The organism is Allobosea sp. FBZP-16 (genome assembly GCF_002831785.1).
Lineage (GTDB): Bacteria > Pseudomonadota > Alphaproteobacteria > Rhizobiales > Beijerinckiaceae > Allobosea > Allobosea lupini.
In genome coordinates, this window is record NZ_LNCQ01000023.1 from 167,944 (window position 1) to 188,593 (window position 20,650).

22 protein-coding genes are annotated in these 20,650 nt (G+C 67.0%); 10 read left to right on the forward strand and 12 right to left on the reverse strand.

The window, feature by feature from the left end; all coding sequences use genetic code 11:
- Nucleotides 1-179 precede the first annotated feature (179 nt).
- From CXY91_RS30560 to CXY91_RS10620, 6 genes are read left to right on the forward strand one after another with little or no spacing between them, the layout of a single operon-like run.
- Nucleotides 180-344: a hypothetical protein gene (locus CXY91_RS30560; protein ID WP_199777401.1), complete on the forward strand. Its 165-nt coding sequence runs from the start codon at nucleotides 180-182 to the stop codon at nucleotides 342-344.
- Between the two features lie 53 nt (nucleotides 345-397).
- On the forward strand, nucleotides 398-1,687 hold the full coding sequence (murA, locus tag CXY91_RS10600; protein ID WP_091833963.1) for a UDP-N-acetylglucosamine 1-carboxyvinyltransferase: 1,290 nt from the start codon (nucleotides 398-400) through the stop codon (nucleotides 1,685-1,687).
- Between the two features lie 31 nt (nucleotides 1,688-1,718).
- Complete coding sequence (locus tag CXY91_RS10605; protein ID WP_091833966.1) at nucleotides 1,719-2,159, forward strand: DUF2948 family protein; 441 nt, start codon at nucleotides 1,719-1,721, stop codon at nucleotides 2,157-2,159.
- Nucleotides 2,160-2,185: 26 nt separating this feature from the next.
- The gene (gene hisD / locus CXY91_RS10610) at nucleotides 2,186-3,478 is read left to right on the forward strand and encodes a histidinol dehydrogenase (RefSeq protein WP_100961145.1); all 1,293 of its coding nucleotides are present in this window, start codon (nucleotides 2,186-2,188) and stop codon (nucleotides 3,476-3,478) included.
- Nucleotides 3,479-3,524: 46 nt separating this feature from the next.
- Nucleotides 3,525-3,998 (forward strand): UPF0262 family protein, encoded by a 474-nt coding sequence (locus tag CXY91_RS10615; protein ID WP_100961147.1) that lies wholly within the window; start codon nucleotides 3,525-3,527, stop codon nucleotides 3,996-3,998.
- A 46-nt stretch (nucleotides 3,999-4,044) separates the two neighbouring features.
- Entirely contained in the window at nucleotides 4,045-4,449 is a 405-nt protein-coding gene (locus CXY91_RS10620) for an arsenate reductase/protein-tyrosine-phosphatase family protein (RefSeq protein ID WP_091834402.1), read from the forward strand.
- A gap of 4 nt (nucleotides 4,450-4,453) precedes the next feature.
- On the opposite strand, the gene CXY91_RS10625 is transcribed toward CXY91_RS10620, so the two are convergent.
- Both CXY91_RS10625 and CXY91_RS10630 read right to left on the reverse strand, forming a co-directional pair.
- A complete protein-coding gene (locus CXY91_RS10625) occupies nucleotides 4,454-6,133 on the reverse strand; it encodes a pilus assembly protein TadG-related protein (RefSeq protein ID WP_100961149.1) in 1,680 nt (559 codons plus the stop codon).
- A gap of 34 nt (nucleotides 6,134-6,167) precedes the next feature.
- Entirely contained in the window at nucleotides 6,168-6,596 is a 429-nt protein-coding gene (locus CXY91_RS10630) for a TadE/TadG family type IV pilus assembly protein (protein WP_091833977.1), read from the reverse strand.
- Nucleotides 6,597-6,786: 190 nt separating this feature from the next.
- Between CXY91_RS10630 and CXY91_RS10635 the strand changes: the two genes are divergently transcribed.
- On the forward strand, nucleotides 6,787-7,146 hold the full coding sequence (locus CXY91_RS10635) for a hypothetical protein (RefSeq protein WP_100961151.1): 360 nt from the start codon (nucleotides 6,787-6,789) through the stop codon (nucleotides 7,144-7,146).
- Nucleotides 7,143-8,600: a methyl-accepting chemotaxis protein gene (locus tag CXY91_RS10640; protein ID WP_100961153.1), complete on the forward strand. Its 1,458-nt coding sequence runs from the start codon at nucleotides 7,143-7,145 to the stop codon at nucleotides 8,598-8,600. Before CXY91_RS10635 ends, CXY91_RS10640 begins: the two co-directional genes overlap by 4 nt.
- 64 nt (nucleotides 8,601-8,664) lie before the next feature.
- Here the strand turns inward: CXY91_RS10640 and CXY91_RS10645 are convergent, their stop codons facing one another.
- The 9 genes from CXY91_RS10645 to CXY91_RS10685 form a co-directional block, all read right to left on the reverse strand.
- On the reverse strand, nucleotides 8,665-9,882 hold the full coding sequence (locus CXY91_RS10645; RefSeq protein ID WP_100961155.1) for a phosphopentomutase: 1,218 nt from the start codon (nucleotides 9,880-9,882) through the stop codon (nucleotides 8,665-8,667).
- Nucleotides 9,882-11,510: an ABC transporter ATP-binding protein gene (locus CXY91_RS10650; RefSeq protein WP_100961157.1), complete on the reverse strand. Its 1,629-nt coding sequence runs from the start codon at nucleotides 11,508-11,510 to the stop codon at nucleotides 9,882-9,884. The genes CXY91_RS10645 and CXY91_RS10650 overlap by 1 nt, the downstream gene beginning before the upstream one ends.
- The gene (locus CXY91_RS10655; protein ID WP_100961159.1) at nucleotides 11,507-11,932 is read right to left on the reverse strand and encodes a type II toxin-antitoxin system VapC family toxin; all 426 of its coding nucleotides are present in this window, start codon (nucleotides 11,930-11,932) and stop codon (nucleotides 11,507-11,509) included. The genes CXY91_RS10650 and CXY91_RS10655 overlap by 4 nt, the downstream gene beginning before the upstream one ends.
- A 10-nt stretch (nucleotides 11,933-11,942) precedes the next feature.
- A complete protein-coding gene (locus CXY91_RS10660; RefSeq protein ID WP_100961161.1) occupies nucleotides 11,943-12,185 on the reverse strand; it encodes a hypothetical protein in 243 nt (80 codons plus the stop codon).
- A gap of 34 nt (nucleotides 12,186-12,219) precedes the next feature.
- The gene (locus CXY91_RS10665; protein WP_442896495.1) at nucleotides 12,220-13,398 is read right to left on the reverse strand and encodes an ABC transporter permease; all 1,179 of its coding nucleotides are present in this window, start codon (nucleotides 13,396-13,398) and stop codon (nucleotides 12,220-12,222) included.
- 1 nt (nucleotide 13,399) lies between these two features.
- The gene (locus CXY91_RS10670; protein WP_100961165.1) at nucleotides 13,400-14,491 is read right to left on the reverse strand and encodes a microcin C ABC transporter permease YejB; all 1,092 of its coding nucleotides are present in this window, start codon (nucleotides 14,489-14,491) and stop codon (nucleotides 13,400-13,402) included.
- A 271-nt stretch (nucleotides 14,492-14,762) separates the two neighbouring features.
- Nucleotides 14,763-15,053 carry a nucleotidyltransferase family protein gene (locus CXY91_RS10675; protein WP_091834004.1) on the reverse strand — a complete coding sequence of 97 codons (291 nt, stop codon included), beginning with the start codon at nucleotides 15,051-15,053 and terminating at the stop codon, nucleotides 14,763-14,765.
- A 49-nt stretch (nucleotides 15,054-15,102) separates the two neighbouring features.
- The gene (locus CXY91_RS10680) at nucleotides 15,103-16,971 is read right to left on the reverse strand and encodes an extracellular solute-binding protein (protein WP_100961167.1); all 1,869 of its coding nucleotides are present in this window, start codon (nucleotides 16,969-16,971) and stop codon (nucleotides 15,103-15,105) included.
- Between the two features lie 167 nt (nucleotides 16,972-17,138).
- Complete coding sequence (locus CXY91_RS10685; protein WP_091834010.1) at nucleotides 17,139-17,684, reverse strand: c-type cytochrome; 546 nt, start codon at nucleotides 17,682-17,684, stop codon at nucleotides 17,139-17,141.
- A 173-nt stretch (nucleotides 17,685-17,857) separates the two neighbouring features.
- On the opposite strand from CXY91_RS10685, the gene CXY91_RS10690 reads away from it, so the two are divergent.
- A complete protein-coding gene (locus CXY91_RS10690; RefSeq protein WP_091834013.1) occupies nucleotides 17,858-18,595 on the forward strand; it encodes a 3-deoxy-manno-octulosonate cytidylyltransferase in 738 nt (245 codons plus the stop codon).
- A gap of 16 nt (nucleotides 18,596-18,611) precedes the next feature.
- Nucleotides 18,612-19,466, forward strand: a complete 855-nt coding sequence (locus CXY91_RS10695) for a prephenate dehydratase (RefSeq protein ID WP_091834017.1) — start codon at nucleotides 18,612-18,614, stop codon at nucleotides 19,464-19,466.
- 153 nt (nucleotides 19,467-19,619) lie between these two features.
- Here CXY91_RS10695 and nudC read toward each other — a convergent pair whose 3' ends face one another.
- Nucleotides 19,620-20,576: an NAD(+) diphosphatase gene (gene nudC, locus CXY91_RS10700; protein WP_100961169.1), complete on the reverse strand. Its 957-nt coding sequence runs from the start codon at nucleotides 20,574-20,576 to the stop codon at nucleotides 19,620-19,622.
- Nucleotides 20,577-20,650: the final 74 nt, after the last annotated feature.

Genomic DNA, 20,650 nt, shown 5'->3' on the forward strand with positions numbered 1-20,650 from the left:
GGGCGGCCTTGGAGCAGGGCTGTTTCATCCGGAGACCGGCGACGCCGCAGTTGTGCCGCAATCGACCGTGCAAGGAATGTTGTGCCGCCGCGCTGGTCTTGTCCGGGGCGGGTTCAGCGGCTAACCATGAACCAACGTCCGCCGCCGCAAGGTTGTGGGCATTCCGACGAGCTGACGCCTTGAGCCGCCAGACCGAAGCCGAGGATGAGAGAAGGGCGCGCCTCGCCGCCGCCCTCCGCGAAAACCTGAAGCGCCGCAAGGCGCAGGCAAGGGCCCGGCGTGCCTCGGATACGGCGGCCGAGGACACGCCACCGCCCGCCCAGGCCGAACCTCCCCGGTCCTGATCCCCATTCTTTCCGGCCGGCGCCTCCGCCGGCCGTCCTGCAGGACGAGCCCGATGGACCGTATCCGCATCACCGGCGGCCAGCGCCTCAATGGCGTGATCCCGATCTCGGGCGCGAAGAACGCGGCCTTGCCGCTGATGATCGCGAGCCTCCTTACCGACGAGACGCTGACGCTGACCAATGTCCCGCGTCTCTCCGACGTCAGTGCGCTCTCGCGCATCCTTTCCAACCACGGCGTCGACCGCTCGGTCGCCGGCAAGCGCATCGGCCAGAGCGCCGAAACCGGCCAGACCGTCGCGCTGACCGCGCGCCAGATCGTCGACACCTGCGCGCCCTACGAGCTGGTCTCGACCATGCGGGCGAGCTTCTGGGTGATCGCGCCGATCCTGGCCCGCATGGGCGAGGCCAAGGTCTCGCTGCCCGGCGGCTGCGCCATCGGCACGCGCCCCGTCGATCTCCTGCTGATGGCGCTGGAGCGCCTCGGCGCCACCATCGCCATCGAGGGCGGCTATGCTCTGGCGCGCGCACCGAAGGGGCTGAAGGGCGCCGAGATCGTCTTCCCGAAGGTCACGGTCGGCGGCACCCATACCGCGCTGATGGCCGCTGTCCTCGCCGATGGCACCACGGTGATCGAGAACGCGGCGCGTGAGCCCGAGGTGGTCGATCTCGCCATCTGCCTCGAGAAGATGGGCGCCAAGATCGAGGGCGCCGGCACCTCCACCATCACCATCCGCGGCGTCTCGCGCCTCGGCGGCGCGCATCATGCCGTGCTGCCGGACCGGATCGAGACCGGCACCTATGCCATGGCGGTGGCTATGGCCGGCGGCGACGTCCTGCTCGAAGGCGCGCGCGCCGATCTGCTGCAGGCGGCGCTGGACGTGATCAGCCAGGCCGGCGTCGAGGTTTCCGAGACCAATGAGGGCATCCGCGTCCGCCGCAACGGCGCCGCGCTGGAGCCGGTCGACGTCACGACCGATCCGTTCCCGGGCTTCCCGACCGACCTCCAGGCCCAGCTCATGGCGCTGATGACCAAGGCCAAGGGCACCTCGCGCATCCGCGAGACCATCTTCGAGAACCGCTTCATGCACGTGCAGGAGCTCGCCCGTCTCGGCGCCAGGATCCGGCTCGACGGCGATGCGGCCTATGTCGACGGCGTCGAGAAGCTCACCGGCGCCCCGGTCATGGCGACCGATCTGCGCGCCTCGGTCTCGCTCGTCATCGGCGGCCTCGTCGCCGAGGGCGAGACGATGATCAACCGCGTGTACCATCTCGACCGCGGTTTCGAGGCACTCGAAGCCAAGCTCGGCCGCTGCGGCGCCCAGGTCGAGCGCATCAGCGGTTGACGCAAGGCACGGCCCCCGCCAGATAGGATCCATGTCCGATCCCGCCGCCGAGCCGCTGAAACTGATCGCCCTGGACGCTGAGGATCTCTCAGTGATCTCGGCGCATCTGCAAGACGCGGTGCTGAAGCGCGGCGACATTGCCTATCGGCCCGCCGAGAAGCGTTTTGCCCTGGCGCTGCGCCGTTTCGACTGGGAAGGCGCGGCGCAAGGGCAAAAGCGCCGGCGGCTCGCCGCGCTCCATTTCGAACGCGTGACGGCCGCGCGCAGCAGCAAGGTCGCGGCCGGCGATGTGGTGCTTAGTCTGCTCGCCGTCACCTTCGCCGAGACCGACGGCCCTGCCGGGGAGGTGACCCTGCATTTCGCCGACGGCGCCGCCATCCGCCTCGATGTCGAGTGCATCGAGGCGCAGATGAAGGATCTCGGTCCGATCTGGGAAGCCGTCGCGACGCCGGCCCACCCGGACGCCGGCTGAATCACACCTGCGGTCAGGACAGCACCATGCCGATCAGGCTTGACGCACGCAATGCCGGTTTCGAGCGGGAGTTCTCTGCCCTGCTCGCGATGAAGCGCGAGGTTTCCGAGGATGTCGACCAGGTCGCGGCCGCGATCATCGCCGATGTCCGCGCCCGTGGCGATGCGGCGCTGATCGACTACACCGAGCGCTTCGACAAGCTCTCTCTGACGCCGCAGACCCTGCGCGTCACGCAAGGCGAGATCGAGGCGGCCTTCGCCGCTTGCACGCGCGAGCAGCTCGCCGCGCTCGAAACGGCCCGCGCCCGGATCGAGGCCTATCACCTGCGCCAGAAGCCGGCCGATTCCTGGTCGCGCGATGCGCTCGGCGTCGAGAGCGGCTGGCGCTGGAGCGCGGTCGAGGCGGTCGGCCTCTACGTACCGGGCGGCACGGCGAGCTATCCGTCTTCCGTGCTCATGAACGCTGTGCCGGCCAAGGTCGCCGGTGTGAAGCGCCTCGTCATGGTCGCCCCGACTCCGCGTGGCGAAGGCAATCCGCTGGTGCTCGCCGCGGCGAAGCTCGCCGGCATCGACGAGATCTACAGGATCGGCGGGGCGCAGGCCGTGGCCGGGCTCGCCTATGGCACCGCGACGATCGCGCCCGTCGCCAAGATCGTCGGCCCCGGCAACGCCTATGTCGCCGCCGCCAAACGCCGTGTCTTCGGCACGGTCGGCATCGACATGATCGCCGGCCCGTCCGAGGTCCTGGTCCTGGCCGATGCCGACGCCAATCCCGACTGGATCGCCGCCGACCTGCTCGCCCAGGCCGAGCACGACACCGCCGCCCAGTCGATCCTGATCACCGACGACGCAGCTCTGGCGGACGCGGTCGAGCGCGCGGTCGAAGGCCAGCTCCGCACCCTGCCGCGCGCCGAGATCGCGGGCGCAAGCTGGCGCGATTTCGGCGCGGTCATACTGGTCGAGACGCTCGCCAGCGCGATCCCGCTGGTCGACCGGTTGGCGCCGGAGCATCTCGAGATCATCGCCGACGATGCCGAAGGGCTGGCGGGGCGTATCCAGAACGCCGGCGCGATCTTCCTCGGCGGGCACACGCCCGAGGCGATTGGCGACTATGTCGGCGGCTCGAACCATGTCCTGCCGACAGCGCGCTCGGCCCGCTTCTCCTCCGGGCTCGGCGTCCTCGATTTCATGAAGCGCACCTCGCTGCTGAAATGCGATCCCGAGTCGTTGCGGGCGCTTGCCGGCGCCGCGACGGAACTCGCTGAAGCCGAGGGCTTGCAGGCTCACGCGCGTTCCGTGACGATCCGACTCAACGGCTGACGGCAGGCTGGCGATTCTGCGCCTGCACGGAGCTGGCGGAGGGCACATGTCGGAACGCAACCACTTGGTCGCCGTCACGCTCGACGAGGCGTCGCTCGGCCGCGGCAGCGCCGACCAGGAGCATGAATGCGCCGTTGCGATCTACGACCTGATCGAACGCAACCACTTCGCCCTGCCCGATTTCGACGGCGGCCCCTATGCCGTCCATCTCGCCCTGGTGGAGCGCCGGCTTGCCTTCGAGGTGAAGAGCGCGGACGGCGCCCCGATCGTCACCCACCACCTCTCGCTGACTCCGCTCAAGCGCATCATCAAAGACTACGAGATGGTCTGCGACAGCTATTACGCCGCCATCCGCACCGCGACGCCCTCACAGATCGAGGCGATCGACATGGGGCGCCGCGGATTGCACGACGAGGCGGCGGTTCTGTTGGTCGAGCGGCTGGCGAACAAGGTCGAGATCGACAACGAGACGGCCCGGCGCTTGTTCACCCTGATCTACGCATTGCACTGGAAGGGCTGAACGCTTGGAGCCGCCCGTACCGCGCAAGCTCCAGAGCGTCCTGTTCATGTGCGCCTACAACGCGGTGCGCTCGCCCATGGCCGAGGCCATGGCCAAGCACTTCTTCGGCAAGTCGGTCTATGTCCAGTCGGCTGGGGCCCGTAAAGGCGATGTCGATGCCTTCGCGCTGGAGGCCCTCGACGAGATCGGCATCGATGCGCGCAAGCACAAGCCCAAGACAGTCGAGGAGCTGGAGGAATGGGAGGGGCTCAATTTCGACCTGATCGTCTCGCTCTCGCCCGAGGCGCACCACAAGGCGCTGGAGCTCACCCGCACCCTCGCCGCCGAGGTCGAGTACTGGCCGACCCCGGACCCGACCATCGTCCAGGGTTCCCGCGAACAGGTGCTCGACGCCTATCGCGCCGTTCGCGACGGGCTGATGCAGCGGATCAAGGTGCGGCTGCGGTCCTGAATCCCTACTGGATCAGGACCGCGCCGCCGCAGCGCACGCCGCTGACCCAGCTGTCGGCCTGACCGAGGCCGATGCCGAGCGTGCTGAGCAGGCTCGTCAGCACCTGGTCGAGCGGGGCTGCCGCGCCGGCGATGACGCCGGTGACGGCCCCGTCGAGCCCGGGTATGGGCAGACCCAGCCCCAGCAGCTCGACGCGCAGGTCGAGATCCCCGACCAGCCGCGACAGCAGGCTTGCGACGAAGTTCTGCGTCGAGGTCGCCTTCTTGTCGGCTCGCTGGATCTCGGCATAACTGAAGCTGACGGCGGTCTCGCTGGTGTTGCTGATCGTGACATGCGCCCGAGCCTTCACCTTGGCGAGACCGAGCAGGTCGAGCACAGTGGCAGCCGGTGGATTCGGTCGTGTGCTGAAATTGCCGAATTCGGCGTTGGAGACCTGCCCGATCCAGGCATCCACGACGGCCGGCGTCACGCCGAGCGTCACCCGCGAACTGGTGACGTCGCCGGCGCCGCAGGAGATCGCGGTCAGCCGGGCCGTCGCGGAAGCGAGCTCCAGATACAGCGGCAGTCTCACCAGCGAGGCCTGGCCGCTGCCGACCAGGGTGAGCGTGAGCAGCAGGCGTGTCTGGGCGGTGTGAACGCTTGCTCCGGCACGGCCGACCCGGACGAGGCTGGTCCCAACCGGCCGTTCGCCGATGGCCAGCTTGAGCGAGACCGCGGCGAGGCCGGGCACGTTGACCGCGAGACCGAGGTCGAGCTGGCGTGAGCCATTGGCAATCTGGGCCGCTGCCGAGATCAGGTCGAGCGCCGCCAGCGAGGCCTTGAGCGGGACCTCTTCACTGAGCTGCCGGCCGCCGTAGACGCCGAACGAGACGAGGCTCTGCAGATTGATGCGCTGACCGGAGCTGCCGAGGGCGCTGGAAAGGCGCCCCAGCGCCGCGATCGCGTCGCTGCCGGCTCCCTGGTCGCGGGCCGCATCCTGGGCGGCCAGAACGATGTCGCCGATGCGGACATTGGCGCGCAGGACCTCCTCGAAGGTCAAGGCGGAGATCGAGGCACGCGTCGCCAGCCGGCGCGCGAAGCTGAACAGGTCGATCCGCGCTCGCGCCAGCCCCTCATAGTCCATCACCGACAGCGACATGCTGGTTCCGAGCAGGCCGCCGAGCAGGCCGTTGAGGGCGCCGCCCTCGACACGGGCCAGCCGCGAGCCGATGGCGAAGGCTGCCTGCGCATCCTGCGCGGCGATGGCCTGCGTCACGATGGCGACCTCGCCGCTCTCGCCGCCCAGGCTTGAGGCCAGGACGCGGCCGAGGATCAACGGCGTGGTCGCCCGCATCTCGACCCGGGCGGCGTTGGCCGCGGATCCCGAGCCCTGTTGGAAGCGTGCTGCCGGAGCCAGGCGCGCATCGGGCGTATAGGTGCCGGCCTGGACGGTGCCGACGGCGTCGGCCGAAAAGCCGTTGCGGCTCGCGCTGGCCCGGGCCGCGTTCGTGGCACGCTCGATATCGGCCGCAGCCGCGAGCGCCGCGAGATCGGTCGCGGTCTGCTGCCGGCGCTTCTGGTAGAAGATGCTCCCGACGTCGACAGCCATCGCACCGAACCCGAACAGGACCAGGGAGGTGCCGGCGAAGACGATGGTCGAGAGGCCGCGGCGGTCGGCCAGGAATGTCCGGAACGAGCGGATCATGAGGGCCTCCTGTCCGGTCGGTTCGGGGATCGCGTCAGTAGCCGCCGCGCTGGACGACGGCGCGGCGCTCGACGACCGGCATCGGCAGTGCGACCATCGAGCTGAGCCGGTTGAAGACGCTGTCCGAGTAGTCGTAGACGACCGTGACCTCGAAGCTCGGCGCCGGGGCGCCGAGCGCGGTCGTCCGGACGGTCAGCTTACTCGGTTCGAGGAAAGCGTAGGAGCCGATGTTGCGGGTGATGAAGGAGCGGGCCAGCCGCTCGCGCTCGGCATCGTCGAGGCCGGCGACGGATGCCCGAGCTGCTTCCGCGGCCAGCTGCTGCACGCCATGGTAGACGCCGAAAGCGTGGCCGTAGCCGATGATCCCGAACAGCAGCAGCAGCAGGATGGGGGCGATGAAGGCGAACTCGACCGCCGTGCTGGCCGACTGGTCGGTTCCGAGCGCAAGAGGATCATGGCGCATGGCGTGCTGCTCATCGTTTTAACAACTATAAGTTGTAAGGACGAGCGATTGACGAAACGTAAAAGTTGTACTCTCGGCCGGCGCCGGATTGTGAAGCTCCTCCAGAGGCTTAACAGAAATTTAAGAAACCCAGATCAGGAACATTGCTGAGGGCAACGTTACGTTAGCCTTGCCGAGAGCCGAGCCGAGGATGAGTTCAGTCGCGATATCGACCGCATCCCGTTTCAGGCTCCGGCAGTGGCGCGACATCGGCCTGATCGCAGGTCTGGCGCTCTGCTCCGGTTTCCTGGCCCTCGCGAGCCTGCCCGGGCCCGTCGCGGGGCCGCCCGCGCCGCTGGCTGCTGTCTTTCCGCCCTGGGTCGTGGGCGAGGAGGCCGTGGCGCGCAGCCTGGCGACCGGCGCCAGGGTCCTGCGGCAGGGGACTGTCCCCTTCGTCGTCGTTCTCGCGCCGGAGACGACAGCAAGGCCCGTCGGCGCCCTGCTGATGCTGCGCCTCGACGGCCTAGCCGGCTGCATCATCTCACCCGAGGCCGAAGCGAGCCGCTCATGACATTGACTTTGCCCGGCTTGCGGGACCTCGTTGCGCGCTGCCTCCTTGGCCTTGCCTTCCTCCATGTCCCGCTGCTCGTACTGGCGTCTCTGGCCCAGGCCGGCGACGGTCTGATACCTGGGCTCAGCGCGTTGATGCTCGCGCTCGCGGCGCTGATCGCCTATCGCAGTGCCGGGGCCACGCTGATCGCGCAATTCGCCATCGCGATTGCCCTGATCGGTCAGGTTTCGATCCTGGTCGCGGTCTTCTCCGGGCATCCCTGGCAGCCCGACATGCATATGTATTACTTCGCCGTGCTGGCGCTGCTCGCCGGCTTCTGCGACTGGCGACCGATCATCCTCGGTGCTGCACTCACGGCAGCGCATCATCTGGTTCTGCAATTCGTCCTGCCTGCCGCCGTCTTCTACCAGGGCGGCAATCTGCAGCGGGTGGTGCTGCACGCGGTGATCGTGGTCATCGAGACCGCCTTCCTCGCGGTGATCGCGTTGATGACCGCGCGCATCTTCGCGCAGACCGAGGCGAACCTGCGCCGCGCCGAGGCGGTTGCCGAGCGCGAGCGTCTGGCGGGAGAACGCGAACGGGCGCTTGCCGATGATGCGGAGACCCGGGCCCGGAGCCTGCGCGCCATGGTCGAGAAGTTCCGCGACGAGATGGACGGCGCCATGGTCATTCTCGACAAGGCATCGGAGGCGATGCAGGTCGATGCCCGCGGCCTCACTGGCGCGTCCGAACGGGCGCGGCAGCAGATCGCCTCCGTTTCGCGCAATTCGAACGAGATGACGACCAGTATCGAGCAGACGGCGGCCGCCAGCCAGGAACTCGCGTCTTCGATCGCTGAGATCGGCCGCAACGTCTCGCAGACCGCCGACAGCTCGCAATCGGCGGCAAGGTTGGCGCGTGCCGCCAGCACAGAGATCGAGGCGCTGGCGCGCACCGGCGAAAGCGTTGGGGCGGTTGTCGAGATCATTCGCGGAATCGCGGCGCAGACCAGCATGCTGGCTCTGAACGCGACCATCGAGGCGGCTCGCGCCGGCGCCATGGGCAAGGGCTTTGCCGTCGTCGCCAGCGAGGTGAAGACGCTCTCGGCCCAGACCGCGAGCGCAACCGACGAGGTCGCGCGCTCGATCGAAGCGATCCAGATCGCCTCGCAACGCTCGCTCAAGTCGATCCGCGAGATCGTCGCGGCGATCGGCGAGGTCGAGACCGTCTCGATCGCGATCGCCTATGCGGTCGGCGAGCAGGATCGCGCCACGGCAGAGATCGCCAGGGAGGTGCAGATCTCCTCCGACGGCATCAGTCGCAGTGCCCAGAGCCTGCAGAGCTTCGAGACGGTGACGGAGCGCACCTATGCTGCTGCCGGCAGCCTGCAAAGCTCCTCCAGCGATCTGGCGACGCAGGCCCAGCGCATCCGCCGCGAGGTCGCCGAGTTCTGCGAGCGCGTCGCGGCCGCCTAGAGCATTTTCGAGCGAAGTGGATTCCGGTTCGCGTGAAGAAAATGCGATGAACCGGAAGCTCTGACTACCAGGCGCGGCCGGGACCGATCGCGCCGAGCGTCAGCCACTCTCCGAGCGTCGCGGCGATGTCGGCGAAGCTCTCGCGGCGGCCGAGCAAACCGGCCGGCACATCCGGCCCGAAGGCCAGAATCGGCACGTGCTCGCGCGTATGGTCGGATCCCGGCCAACTCGGGTCGTTGCCATGGTCGGCTGTGATGACGGCAAGGTCGCCCGGCAGCAGCAGGGCCTCCAGCTCGGGCAGATTGCGATCGAAGGCTTCGAGCGCCGCCGCATAGCCGGGAATGTCGCGGCGATGGCCGTATTCGGTGTCGAAGTCGACGAGATTGACAAAGCAGAAGCCGCCATCCGGCAGACGTTCGAATGCCTCGAGCGCCGCCGCGAACATGGCGGCGTTGCCGAAGGGCTTGATCTCCTCGCCGGTGTTCCGGTGGGCGAAAATGTCGCCGATCTTGCCGACCGTGACCACGCTCCGGCCCTTGGCCGCGAGCCGGTCGAGGATCGTTTCGTCCGGTGGCGGGATCGCGAAGTCCTTGCGGTTGCCGGTCCGGGTGAAGCCGGTCTCGGCCGTGCCGATGAAGGGACGGGCGATGACGCGTCCGATCCGCAGCGGGTCCACCAGGACACGAACCCTCTTGCAGAGCGCATAGAGCCGCTCCAGGCCGAAATGCTCCTCATGCGCCGCGATCTGCAGCACAGAGTCGACCGAGGTGTAGCAGATCGGCTTTCCGGTCGAGATATGTTCCTCGGCGAGCTCGTCGATCACGGCCGTGCCCGAGGCATGCTTGTTGCCGAGGATTCCGGGCAGGGCGCCCTCGCGGATGATGGCGGCGACGAGGTCCGGCGGGAACGTATTCTCCAACGCGGTGAAGTAACCCCATCTGAACGGCACGGGGCAGCCGGCGATCTCCCAGTGGCCAGAGGGCGTGTCCTTGCCCTGGCTGATCTCGACACCGTAGCCGTACCGGCCTTGCGGTGCCGCTGGCCGTGCCACGCCGGCGAGCGGCTTGCCGGTCGAAGCCTCGCAGGCATGGCTGAGGCCGAGGCGGGCGAGATTGGGGATGTGGAGCGGCCCCTCACGCAAGCCTTCGCGGTCGCCGCGCCCCTCGGCGCAGGCCTGCGCGATATGGCCGAGCGTATCGGAACCCTCGTCACCATAGGCGGCTGCATCCTCGGCGCCGCCGCAGCCGACGGAATCGAGCACGATCAGGATGGCGCGCGCCATCAGTCGCGCACCGCGGCGTTGTTCGCAGGCTCAAGATTGAGGGCCGCGGCGAGCAACGCCTGCGTATAGGCCTGGCGGGGGCGCTGGAAGATCTCCTCCGCCGGCCCTTCCTCGACGATCCTGCCGTTCTGCATCACCACCACCCGGTGCGACAGCGCCCTGACCACCTTGAGGTCGTGGCTGATGAAGAGATAGCCGAGCTTGCGCCTCGCCTGCAGCCCGCGCAGCAATTCGACGATCTGCGCCTGCACGGACATGTCGAGCGCCGAGGTCGGCTCGTCCAGCACGACGAATTTCGGGTCGAGCGCCATGGCCCGCGCGATCGCGATGCGCTGGCGCTGGCCGCCGGAGAATTCGTGCGGATAGCGGTCCATCGTCGCCGGGTCGAGTCCGACATCGGCGAGCGCCTGCGCCACGATCTCGCGCTGGCGCTGATAGCTCAGCCCCTTCTGCTGGACGGTGAGCCCTTCCGCGACGATGTCGGCGACCGACATGCGCGGCGAGAGCGAGCCATAGGGGTCTTGGAAGACGACCTGAAGATCCCGGCGCTTCGGCCTGACAGCCTTGCTCTTCAGCCCGTCGATGCGGTCGCCGAGGAAGACGATCGGCCCCTCGGATGAAATCAGCCTGAGGATGGCGAGGCCGAGCGTCGTCTTGCCTGAACCGGATTCGCCGACGATGCCGAGCGTCTCGCCCTCGCGCACCGTCACCGAGATGCCGTCGACCGCCTTCACATGGCTGGTGGTCCGGCGCAGCAGCCCGGTCTTGACCGGGAACCAGACCTTGACCGGCCCGGCCTCCAGCAGGGTCGGCGCGCCGTCCGGCACCGGTTCCGGCCGGCCCTTCGGCTCGGCCGCGAGCAGGCGTTGCGTATAAGCGTGCTGGGGATTGCCGAAGATCTCGGCGACGGGGCCCTGCTCGACGATCTTGCCCTTCAGCATCACGCAGACCCGGTCGGCGATGCGCCTGACGATGCCGAGATCATGCGTGATGAACAGGATCGCCATCCCGAGCCGAGCCTGTAGCTCCTTCAGCAGCGTCAGGATCTGCGCCTGCACGGTGACGTCGAGCGCCGTGGTCGGCTCGTCGGCGATCAGCAAATCGGGCTCGTTCGCGAGCGCCATCGCGATCATCACGCGCTGGCGCTGGCCGCCGGAAAGCTGGTGCGGGTAGGCGTCGAGGCGACTCGCCGCGTCGCGGATGCCGACCAGGGTGAGCAGTTCGAGCGTGCGGGCGCGCGCCTTCTCGCCGCGCAGGCCCTTGTGCAGTTCGAGGATCTCGCCGATCTGCCGTGCGATGGTTTGCAGCGGGTTGAGCGAGGTCATCGGCTCCTGGAACACCATGGTGATGTCGTTGCCGCGGACCTTGCGCATCGCGTCTTCGTCGGCCGCGATCAGGTCCTGGCCGTTGAACAGCACCTTGCCTGACGGATGATGCGCCGCCGGATAGTTCAGCAGCTTCAGGATCGACAGCGCCGAGACCGACTTGCCCGAGCCGGACTCGCCGACCAGCGCAAGCGTCTCGCCCTTGGCGATCTCGAACGAGACCTTGTCGACCGCGAGCGTTTCCTGCCCGCCTTGACGGAAGGCGACGGAGAGGTCCTGGACGGAGAGGAGGGCGGCGATCATTCCCAGATATTCATCTCTCTAACGGCCTCGGCGTCGATGCGCCTCATGCCGTCGGGCAGATGGATGCGCAGATCGGAGGATATGAAAACCGAGCACCCGGCAAGCGCCGCAGTGGCGATATGAATTGCGTCGGGAGCCTTGTTGCCGAGCGTGGCGCGCAGTTCTGCGCTTCGGCGCAGGATCGCACGGTCGACAGGAATAATGTCAATTTCGTTGTCCACCCCGAACAGCGTCTCGTAGACAGACAGCAATTCGGTGTTGTTTTCCCGAAGCGGCAGCACCAACACCTCAGCAAGTGTGAACTCGCTCGTATAAAGTCGCGTCTCACCGTCTCGAGTGTGATCGAGCAACGAGTCGAACAGATCGTCGTCGGTTTCCACAAATCGGATGATGGCGTTTGCGTCCAAATAGACTGACGTCACTTACGATTGCTCATGAAGGCCATTCGTCGCGCAGCTTGCGGATGCGGTCCACGGCTTCCTGCGAGGTCACGCGCTTTATCTGCCCCGAACGGACCAACTCGCGGGCCCGTCGAAGCGCGGATCGCGTGCACGAATCCGTCCAGGTTTCGGGGGTTTCGATCGTTAGGCGCACAGATGTCGCTGTACCGACCGCAATCCGCAAATCCTCGGGCAGCTTCTCGACCGGATAGTGCTCGCGCACGATCTTGTTCATCGCCTCTCTCCTCGCGGCGATCATAGCACGGTGCTCACGCGAAGGTCTTCCTCGGGTCGAAGGCGTCGCGGACGGCTTCGCCGATGAAGATCAGGAGCGATAGCATCAGCGCGATCACGACGAAGCCGGACAGGCCGAGCCAGGGCGCCTGCAGGTTCGCCTTTCCCTGTGCCAGCAATTCGCCGAGCGAGGGCGAGCCCGGCGGCAGGCCGAAGCCGAGGAAGTCGAGCGAGGTCAGCGTCGTGATCGAGCCGTTGAGGATGAAGGGCAGGAAGGTCAGCGTCGCCACCATGGCGTTGGGCAGGAGATGCTTGACCATGATCGCACTGTTGGAGAGGCCGAGCGCGCGCGCCGCGCGGACATATTCGAAGTTGCGCGCCCGCAGGAATTCGGCACGGACCACGCCGACCAGCGCCACCCATGAAAACAATAACAGGATGCCCAGGAGGACGAAGAAGCTTGGCGTGATGATCGCCGCGACGATGATCAGGAGATAGAGCGCCGGGATCGAAGTCCAGATCTCGATGACGCGCTGGAAGATCAGGTCGGTCCAGCCGCCGAAATAGCCCTGGATCGCTCCGGCGGCGATGCCGATCACCGATGAGATCGAGGCCAGGATCAGCCCGAACAGCACGGAGATCCGGAAGCCGTAGATCAGTCGGGCGACGACATCGCGGCCCTGATCGTCGGTGCCGAGCCAGTTCCATTCGAGCTCGCGGCAGGTCATGCCGCCGGTTCGCTCGGCGATCGGGCGGCACTGCTCGTCCTTGAGCATCCAGGTCGGCGGGGCAGGCGCCGGCACCGGCAGGTCGAGGTTGTGCGTGCGGTAGGAATAGCGGATCAGCGGCCATAAGGCCCAGCCATTCGCTGCGATTTCCCTGGCGATGGTCGGGTCGCGGTAGTCGGTGGTGGCAAGGAAGCCGCCGAATTTCTCCTCGGGATAGTTCACCGCGACCGGGAAGAGCGTCTCGCCCTTGTAGCGGACGATCAGCGGCCGGTCGTTGGCGATGAACTCGGCGAAGAGCGAGAGCACGAACAGCGTCAGGAAGATCCAGAACGACCACCAGCCGCGCTTGTTGGCCTTGAAGCTCTCGAGGCGACGTCGGTTGATCGGCGAGAGCTTGAGCCAGCCCTGCTTTGTCTGCGGGGGGACAGCGACAGGCGCGGCGGAGCGCAGGGCCGGTGGCGGAGCGTCGAGGAGGGTATCGCTCACTTCACGCCTCCCGCGATTCGAAGTCGATGCGCGGGTCGACCCAGGCATAGGTCAAATCGGTGATCAGGTGCACGATGAGGCCGATCAGCGAGAAGATGTAGAGATTGGCGAAGACGACCGGATAGTCGCGGTTGACGATCGCCTCGAAGGACAGGAGCCCAAGCCCGTCGAGCGAGAAGATCGTCTCGATCAGCAGCGACCCCGCGAAGAGCGCATGCACGAAGGCCCCGGGAAAGCCGGCGATTACGATCAGCATGGCGTTGCGGAAGACATGGCCGTAGAGCACGCCGCGCTCCGACAAGCCCTTCATCCGCGCCGTCAGCACGTACTGCTTCCGGATCTCGTCGAGGAAGGAGTTCTTGGTCAGCAATGTCGAGGTCGCGAAGGCGCCCAGCGCCATCGCCAGCACCGGCAGGGCGATGTGCCAGAAATAATCGCCGATCTTGCCGATCAGGCTGAGCTGGGCCCAGTTCTCCGAGGTCAGGCCGCGCAAGGGGAATATCTGCCAGAACGAGCCACCGGCAAAGAGCACGATCAGCAGGATCGCGAAGAGAAAGCCCGGAATGGCGTAGCCGACGATGACGACGGCGCTCGTCCAGGTGTCGAAGCGCGAGCCGTCCTTGACCGCCTTGCGGATGCCGAGCGGAATCGAGATCGCGTAGGAGAGCAGGGTCATCCACAGGCCGAGCGTGATCGAGACCGGCAGCTTCTCCTTGATCAATTGCAGCACCGGCGCATCGCGGAAATAGCTGCGGCCGAAATCGAAGGTCGCGTAGTCCTTCAGCATCTTGAAGAAGCGCTCATGCGCCGGCTTGTCGAAGCCGAACTGCTTCTCCAGTTCCTTGATGAAGGCGGGATCCAGCCCCTGCGCACCGCGATAGGCCGAGCCTGAATCCATCGCCTGCGCGCCGGCATCGCCGCCGGAGCCGCCGCCGACGCGCTCGGCCGCGCCGCTGTTGGGATTGTTGAGCTGCGAGATGATCCGCTCGACCGGCCCGCCCGGAGCGAACTGCACGATGACGAAGGAGATCAGCAGGATGCCGAACAGGGTCGGCACCATCAGCGCCAGACGCCGGGCGATGTAGTTCAGCATATAGCTACGACTTCCACGGTTCCGACTGAAGCGCTTGGCGCGAGAGCAGGGCAAGGTCTCCCTTCTCCCCTTGCGGGAGAAGGTGGCGCGAAGCGCCGGATGAGGGGTCGCGCTGCCCGTTGTGATAAGCGAGGAGGATGTCGGGCAACGAGGTCATAAACGTCGCGCGACCCCTCATCCGTCAGCGCTTCGCGCTGCCACCTTCTCCCGCAAGGGAAGAAGGGAAGCTGCGCTCTTCGCCATAAGGCCCTGGCCAGTCTCTGGCGATTGTTCATACCGGCCGCGCCTCGGCCAGTACGTGATTGCGGAAACTGGGCGGCAGGTCTTCGGCGGTCAGGACGTCGACGTTGACGCCGAGAAGTTCCTCCAGCGCGACCTGCAGACCGCCGATATCGAACAGCGTCGCGCCCGGCAAGGGGTCGATCAGGATATCCAGGTCGCTGCCTTGTCGATCCGTGCCGTGCAGGACGGAGCCGAAGACGCGAGGATTGCTGGCCCGGAAACGGCTCATCGCCTCGCGCACCGCGTCGCGATTGAGAGCAAGGGCGGTCGATGGCTTCATGGCAGCTTCTTACCCGCTTCGGCGTCCAAACGTTTCGCCCTGCAATCGCTTATGCCTTCCCGATCCGCCTGGCCTTTTCCGGATCGTACCACCAGGTGCCCGGCGCGCCGGAACCGAATTTCGGCTTGGTCTGCGGGCGCTCGTACATATCCCAATAGGCCAGCCACTCGCTGGCATTCCACCACATCGGGATCCAGTAGCGCCCGGCCCGCAGCAGCCGGTCGAGGCATTTGGCGGCGACCACCACCTCGGCATAGCTCTTGGCCTGGCCGACCTTGTCGATCATCGCGTCGATCGCCGGATCGGCGATCCCGCCGACATTGCGCGAGCCGCGCGTCCTGGCTGCTTCCGAGCCGTAGATCACGCGCATCGTGTCGCTCGGGATGGCGCTGCCGCTCATCGCCCGGCTGATCATGTCGAAGTCGAACTCGTCGAGCCGGCGCTGGTACTGGGCGCCATCGACGATGCGCGAGGTCGCGTTGATGCCGAGCCGCTTGAGATTGGCCTGGAAGGGCTGGGTGTGCGGTTGCAGCGAGGGGGTCGAATCGAGGAACTCGATCTCGAAGGGCTGGCCGTTCGGCAGCTTCATGACATTGCCGTCGCGCTTGCAGCCGGCGGCACGCAGCATCTCGTCGGCCCGGCGCAGCAAGGCGCGGTCACTGCCGGAGCCGTCCGAGACCGGCGGCAGGAAGGGCTCGCCGAAGACCTCGTCCGGGACCTTGCCGCGGAACGGCTCGAGCAGCGCGAGCTCTTCCGGCGAGGGCTTGCCGACCGCCTTCGAATCCGAGTTCTCGAAATAGGAGGTCGCCCGCGAGAAGGACGAGAACATGATGTTCTTGTTGGTCCACTCGAAGTCGAAGGCGAGGCCGAGTGCCTCGCGGATGCGCGGGTCGGCGAACTTCTCGCGGCGCAGATTGTAGATCCAGCCCTGCGAGCCGATCGGTTCGGTCTTCGGCAGGGCCTCCTTCTTGACCTTGCCTTCGTGGATGGCCGGGAAGTCGTATCCCGTCGCCCAGATCCGCGAGGTGAATTCCTCCTGGAAGGTGATCACCCCGCTCTTGAAGGCTTCGAAGGCGACCTGCCGGTCGCGGAAATACTCCCAGCGGACACGGTCGAAATTGTTCTGCCCGACATTCACCGGCAGATCCTTTGCCCAGTAATCCGGCACGCGGTCGAACTCGATGAAGCGGCCCTGCTCGAACTTTCCGACCTTGTAGGCGCCCGAGCCTAGCGGCGGCTCCAGTGTCGAGGCCTCGAAATTGCGGGTCGACCAGTATTTCTCCGAGAAGACCGGCAGGCCGGCGACGACGAGATGCAGATCGCGGCTGCGCTTCGCCGAGAGCTTCACCACGAGAATGTCGTCGCTCTCGGCGACTGCCGATTCCATCTCGCCAAGGATCAGCCGGTATGTCGGATGGCCCTTGCTCTTCAACAGGTTGAACGAGAAGGCGGCGTCGCCGGCGGTGACCCGCGAGCCGTCATGGAACTTCGCCTCCGGCCGCAGGCGGAAGCGGTAGGTCAGCTTGTCCTGCGAGACCGAGACGCTCCTCGCGATCAGGCCGTAGAGCGAGCCGGGTTCGTCGCCCGAGCCGGCCATCAGGCTGTCGAAGCAGGCATCCATGCCGGCCGCGCCGTCGCCCTGCAGCACATAGGTGTTGAGCGTGTTGAAGGTGTCGAAGCTCTGATTGCCGCCGGCACGCTTGATCTGGATGGTGATCGAACCGCCTTTCGGCGCTTTCGGATTCACATAGGCGAAATGCGGGAAGTCCGGCGGCAGTGCCAGCTCGCCGAAGGTCGAGAGGCCATGGGCCTCGTTCTCCTGCGCCAGTGCCGTCGTGAGCGAGGCCGGCAGCGTGGCGGCGCCTGCGATGGCACCGCCGGCTTCGAGCAGCCTGCGGCGGGTAATCCGGATCGCCATGCGATACCCCTTGCGATTCGTCGTCCGATTATGTCGTTACGCCGAGCTAACGCCAGCGCTGCGCGCATTTCCGGTCATGGTGACGGCAATTGCATGGCGCCGACAAGCAAAAGCCGGGCTTTCGGCCCGGCTCATGACGTCACATCGGCGCGAGGCGCGCTATCAAATCAGGGCTTCGGCAGCGGCTTCGGCGAATCGGCGAGGCTGTTGAGATAGGCGACCACGTCGGCGCGGGCCTCGGGGCGGGCGATGCCGGCAAAGGCCATCGCGGTGCCGGGGACGTAGGCCTTCGGGTTCTTCAGGAAGTGGTCGAGCGCGTCGGCGTCCCAGCTCTTGTCGCCGCGGGCCTTCATCGCCGCGGAATAACCGAAGCCGGCGACCGAACCCTCGGCGCGGCCATAAACGTCATAGAGATGCGGGCCGACCTTGTTGGCGCCGCCCTTCTCGAAGGTGTGGCAGGCCTTGCAGGCGCCGACGGCCTTCTCGCCCTTGGCCACGTCCGCCTTGGCGAGGCGCACCGCGATCGGCTCTTCGACTGCCGCTGCAGCGCCCGCGCCGCCAGCTGCCGCCGCCGGCTCGAGGCTAGGCAGGTCATAGCCAGGGACAACCGGCTTCTTCGGGGCGAAGACGATGCCGGCGCCCATGTTCAGGGCCATGACGACGAGCAGGGTCGACAAACCCGCGCCAGCGATCTTGTTCAGTTCGATATTCATCGTCTCTCACAACCCCCGGCCCGCCCGTCGGCGAAGCAAGACAGCGCTGCGGCCGGACCCTTGCGGGAGCCGGCACGTCTGCGCTGCTTAACCGCTTTGCGCGCTGCATTGCAACTCGTATAAGCACGCTCCGCTTTGAGACCTTTTGCCGCCCCCGCGAGCTTCCACAGCCAATGCCCAACCCGCTGATCCTGATCCCGGCCCGCATGCAGGCGACGCGCCTGCCGGGCAAGCCGCTGGCCGACATCCTGGGCGAGCCGATGATCGTCCGCGTCTGGCGCCGTGCCATCGAGGCTGGTGTCGGCGATGTCGTGGTCGCGACCGATGACGAGCGCATCCTCGCGGCGATCGAGCAGGCCGGCGGCCGGGCGGTGATGACCAGCCCCGCGCATCAGACCGGCTCCGACCGGATCAAGGAAGCCGCCGACATCGTCGATCCGAAAGGCGAGCACGACATCATCGTCAACGTCCAGGGCGACTTCCCGACGTTGGCGCCGGCTGCAATCGCGGCTGCGGTCGAGCCGCTCGCCGATCCGGCCGTCGACATCGCGACGCTGGCCGGCGAGATCACCGAGGACGAGGAGAAGACCGCGCCGAGCGTGGTCAAGCTGATCGGCAGCGAGGTTTCCCCCGGCCGGATGCGGGCGCTCTACTTTACCCGCGCGACGGCCCCTTATGGCGATGGCCCGCTCTATCACCATGTCGGCCTCTACGCCTATCGCCGCCGCGCGCTCGACCGCTTCGTCTCGCTGCCGCAATCACCGCTGGAGCTGCGCGAGAAGCTCGAGCAGCTGCGGGCGCTAGAGGACGGCATGCGCATCGACGCGATGATCATCGATCACGTCCCGCGCGGCGTCGACACGCCTCCCGATCTGGATCGCGCCCGCGCGTTCCTGACATCCAAAGCCTGAGCCTGAAAGTCCTAGAATGTCAGTCGTCGTTTCCTATCAGGGTGAGCCCGGAGCCTTCTCCTCGCAGGCCGCCCTCCAGGTCTTTCCGGATTGCGAGCTCTTGCCCTGCCGGACCTTCGAGGACGCGCTCGCCGCGGTCTCGGACGGCGCCGCCCGCTACGGCATGATCCCGATCGACAATTCGATCGCGGGCCGCGTTGCCGACATCCATCATCTGCTGCCGCGCTCTGGGCTCCACATCATCGGCGAGCACTTCCTGCCGATCCGCTTCCATCTGATGGCGGTCGAGGGTGCGACGCTGGCGACGCTGAAGACGGTGCAGAGCCACATCCACGCGCTCGGCCAGTGCCGCAAGATCATCCGCAAGCTCGGACTCAAGGCCGAGGTCGCGGCCGACACGGCCGGCTCTGCCCGGCAGGTCGCCGAGGCCGGCGATCCGACGCGGGCCGCGATCGCGCCGCACATCGCCGCCGAGGTCTACGGCCTCAACATCCTGATGGAGGACATCGAGGACGAGAAGCACAACACCACGCGCTTCGTCGTGCTCTCGAAATATCCGGAGTTCGCCCGCCAGGGCTCGGGCAAGACGGTGACCACGCTGATCTTCCAGGTCCGCAACCTGCCGGCGGCGCTCTACAAGGCGCTCGGAGGCTTCGCCACCAATGGCGTCAACATGACCAAGCTCGAGAGCTACATGGTCGATGGCCATTTTTCGGCGACGATGTTCTACAGCGACGTCGAGGGGCATCCCGACGACCCGGCGCTGCGTCGCGCGCTCGACGAGCTCGCCTTCTTCTCGAAGGAGCTGAAGATTCTCGGCGTCTATCCCGCGCACGAATTCCGCGACAGCTTCCCCGAGCCGGGGGAGTAAGGCGCTCCTTCTCCCCTCGGGGGAGAAGGTGCCGGCAGGCGGATGAGGGCGGTACGACCGGGTGAGACGAAGGCAGGTTGAGCCTATCCTTCCCTCATCCGTCTCGGCTTCGCCGAGCCACCTTCTCCCCCGAGGGGAGAAGGATTCCGAGCGCTACGGCTCCTCGCCGTCGACCGCCCACGCCTTCAGGATGGTGTTGGCGATCGCCATATGCGGCGGACAGAACAGATTGTCGGGGTGCTTGCCCTCCAGCATCTGCAGCGCCTCGGCGCGGCTGAACCAGCGACCGGCTTCCAGCTCGGTGCCATCCAGCACGATGTCGTCGTTCAGCGCCTCGGCGATGCAGCCGATCATCAGCGACCCCGGGAAAGGCCAGGGCTGCGAGGCGATGTAGCGCACCGTGCCGGTCCGCAGGCCGGCTTCTTCCCAGGTCTCGCGGCGCACCGCATCCTCGAAGGTCTCGCCCGGCTCGACGAAGCCGGCGATGCAGGAATACATGCCGGGCGCAAAGCGCGCCTGGCGGGCCAGCAGGCAGTTGTCGCCGCGCACCGCCAGCATGATCACGACCGGGTCGGTGCGCGGGAAATGCTGGGCGCCGCAAGCCTCGCATTGCCGTTTCCAGCCGGCCGAGCCGAGCTTGGTCGGCGCGCCGCACTGGGCGCAGCAGCGATGGCGGGCATGCCAGTCGAGCAGGGCCTTGGCCTCGCCGAGCGGGCCAAGCTCATCCTTCGGCACCAGCCGTTTCAGCGCGACGCTGCGCAGATCAGTGACGACGAGTACGGCCTGCTCGCGCAGGCCATCGAGCAGTTCGCGGTCGATCAGCCGGCCGAAGCGCGGCGCCCCGTCCGGATCGAGCCCGAGGAAGACCTCTTCCTGCGCCGGGCCCAGGCCATCGGCACCGCTCTCGTCGAACCAGACGGTCTGCGTCTCGGCACCCGTCCGCAACAGGATCGGCGTCTCGCCGGCAACGACGGCGAAACGCGTGTCGCTGCGTTCTCGCAAGGCGGCGACCTCGTCCGGCCGGTCGCGCAGATCGGCGCGGCGGTCGAGCGGGCTGGTGGCGAAGCCGGTCTGGGCTGAGCGTTCTTTGCGGCGGGAGGCGTCGTTCATGCCTCCCGTCCTACTCCGCTTTCGGTCCGACCGGAACGGGGTCGAAAGCAGAATTATACGTATGCGAACGTTTG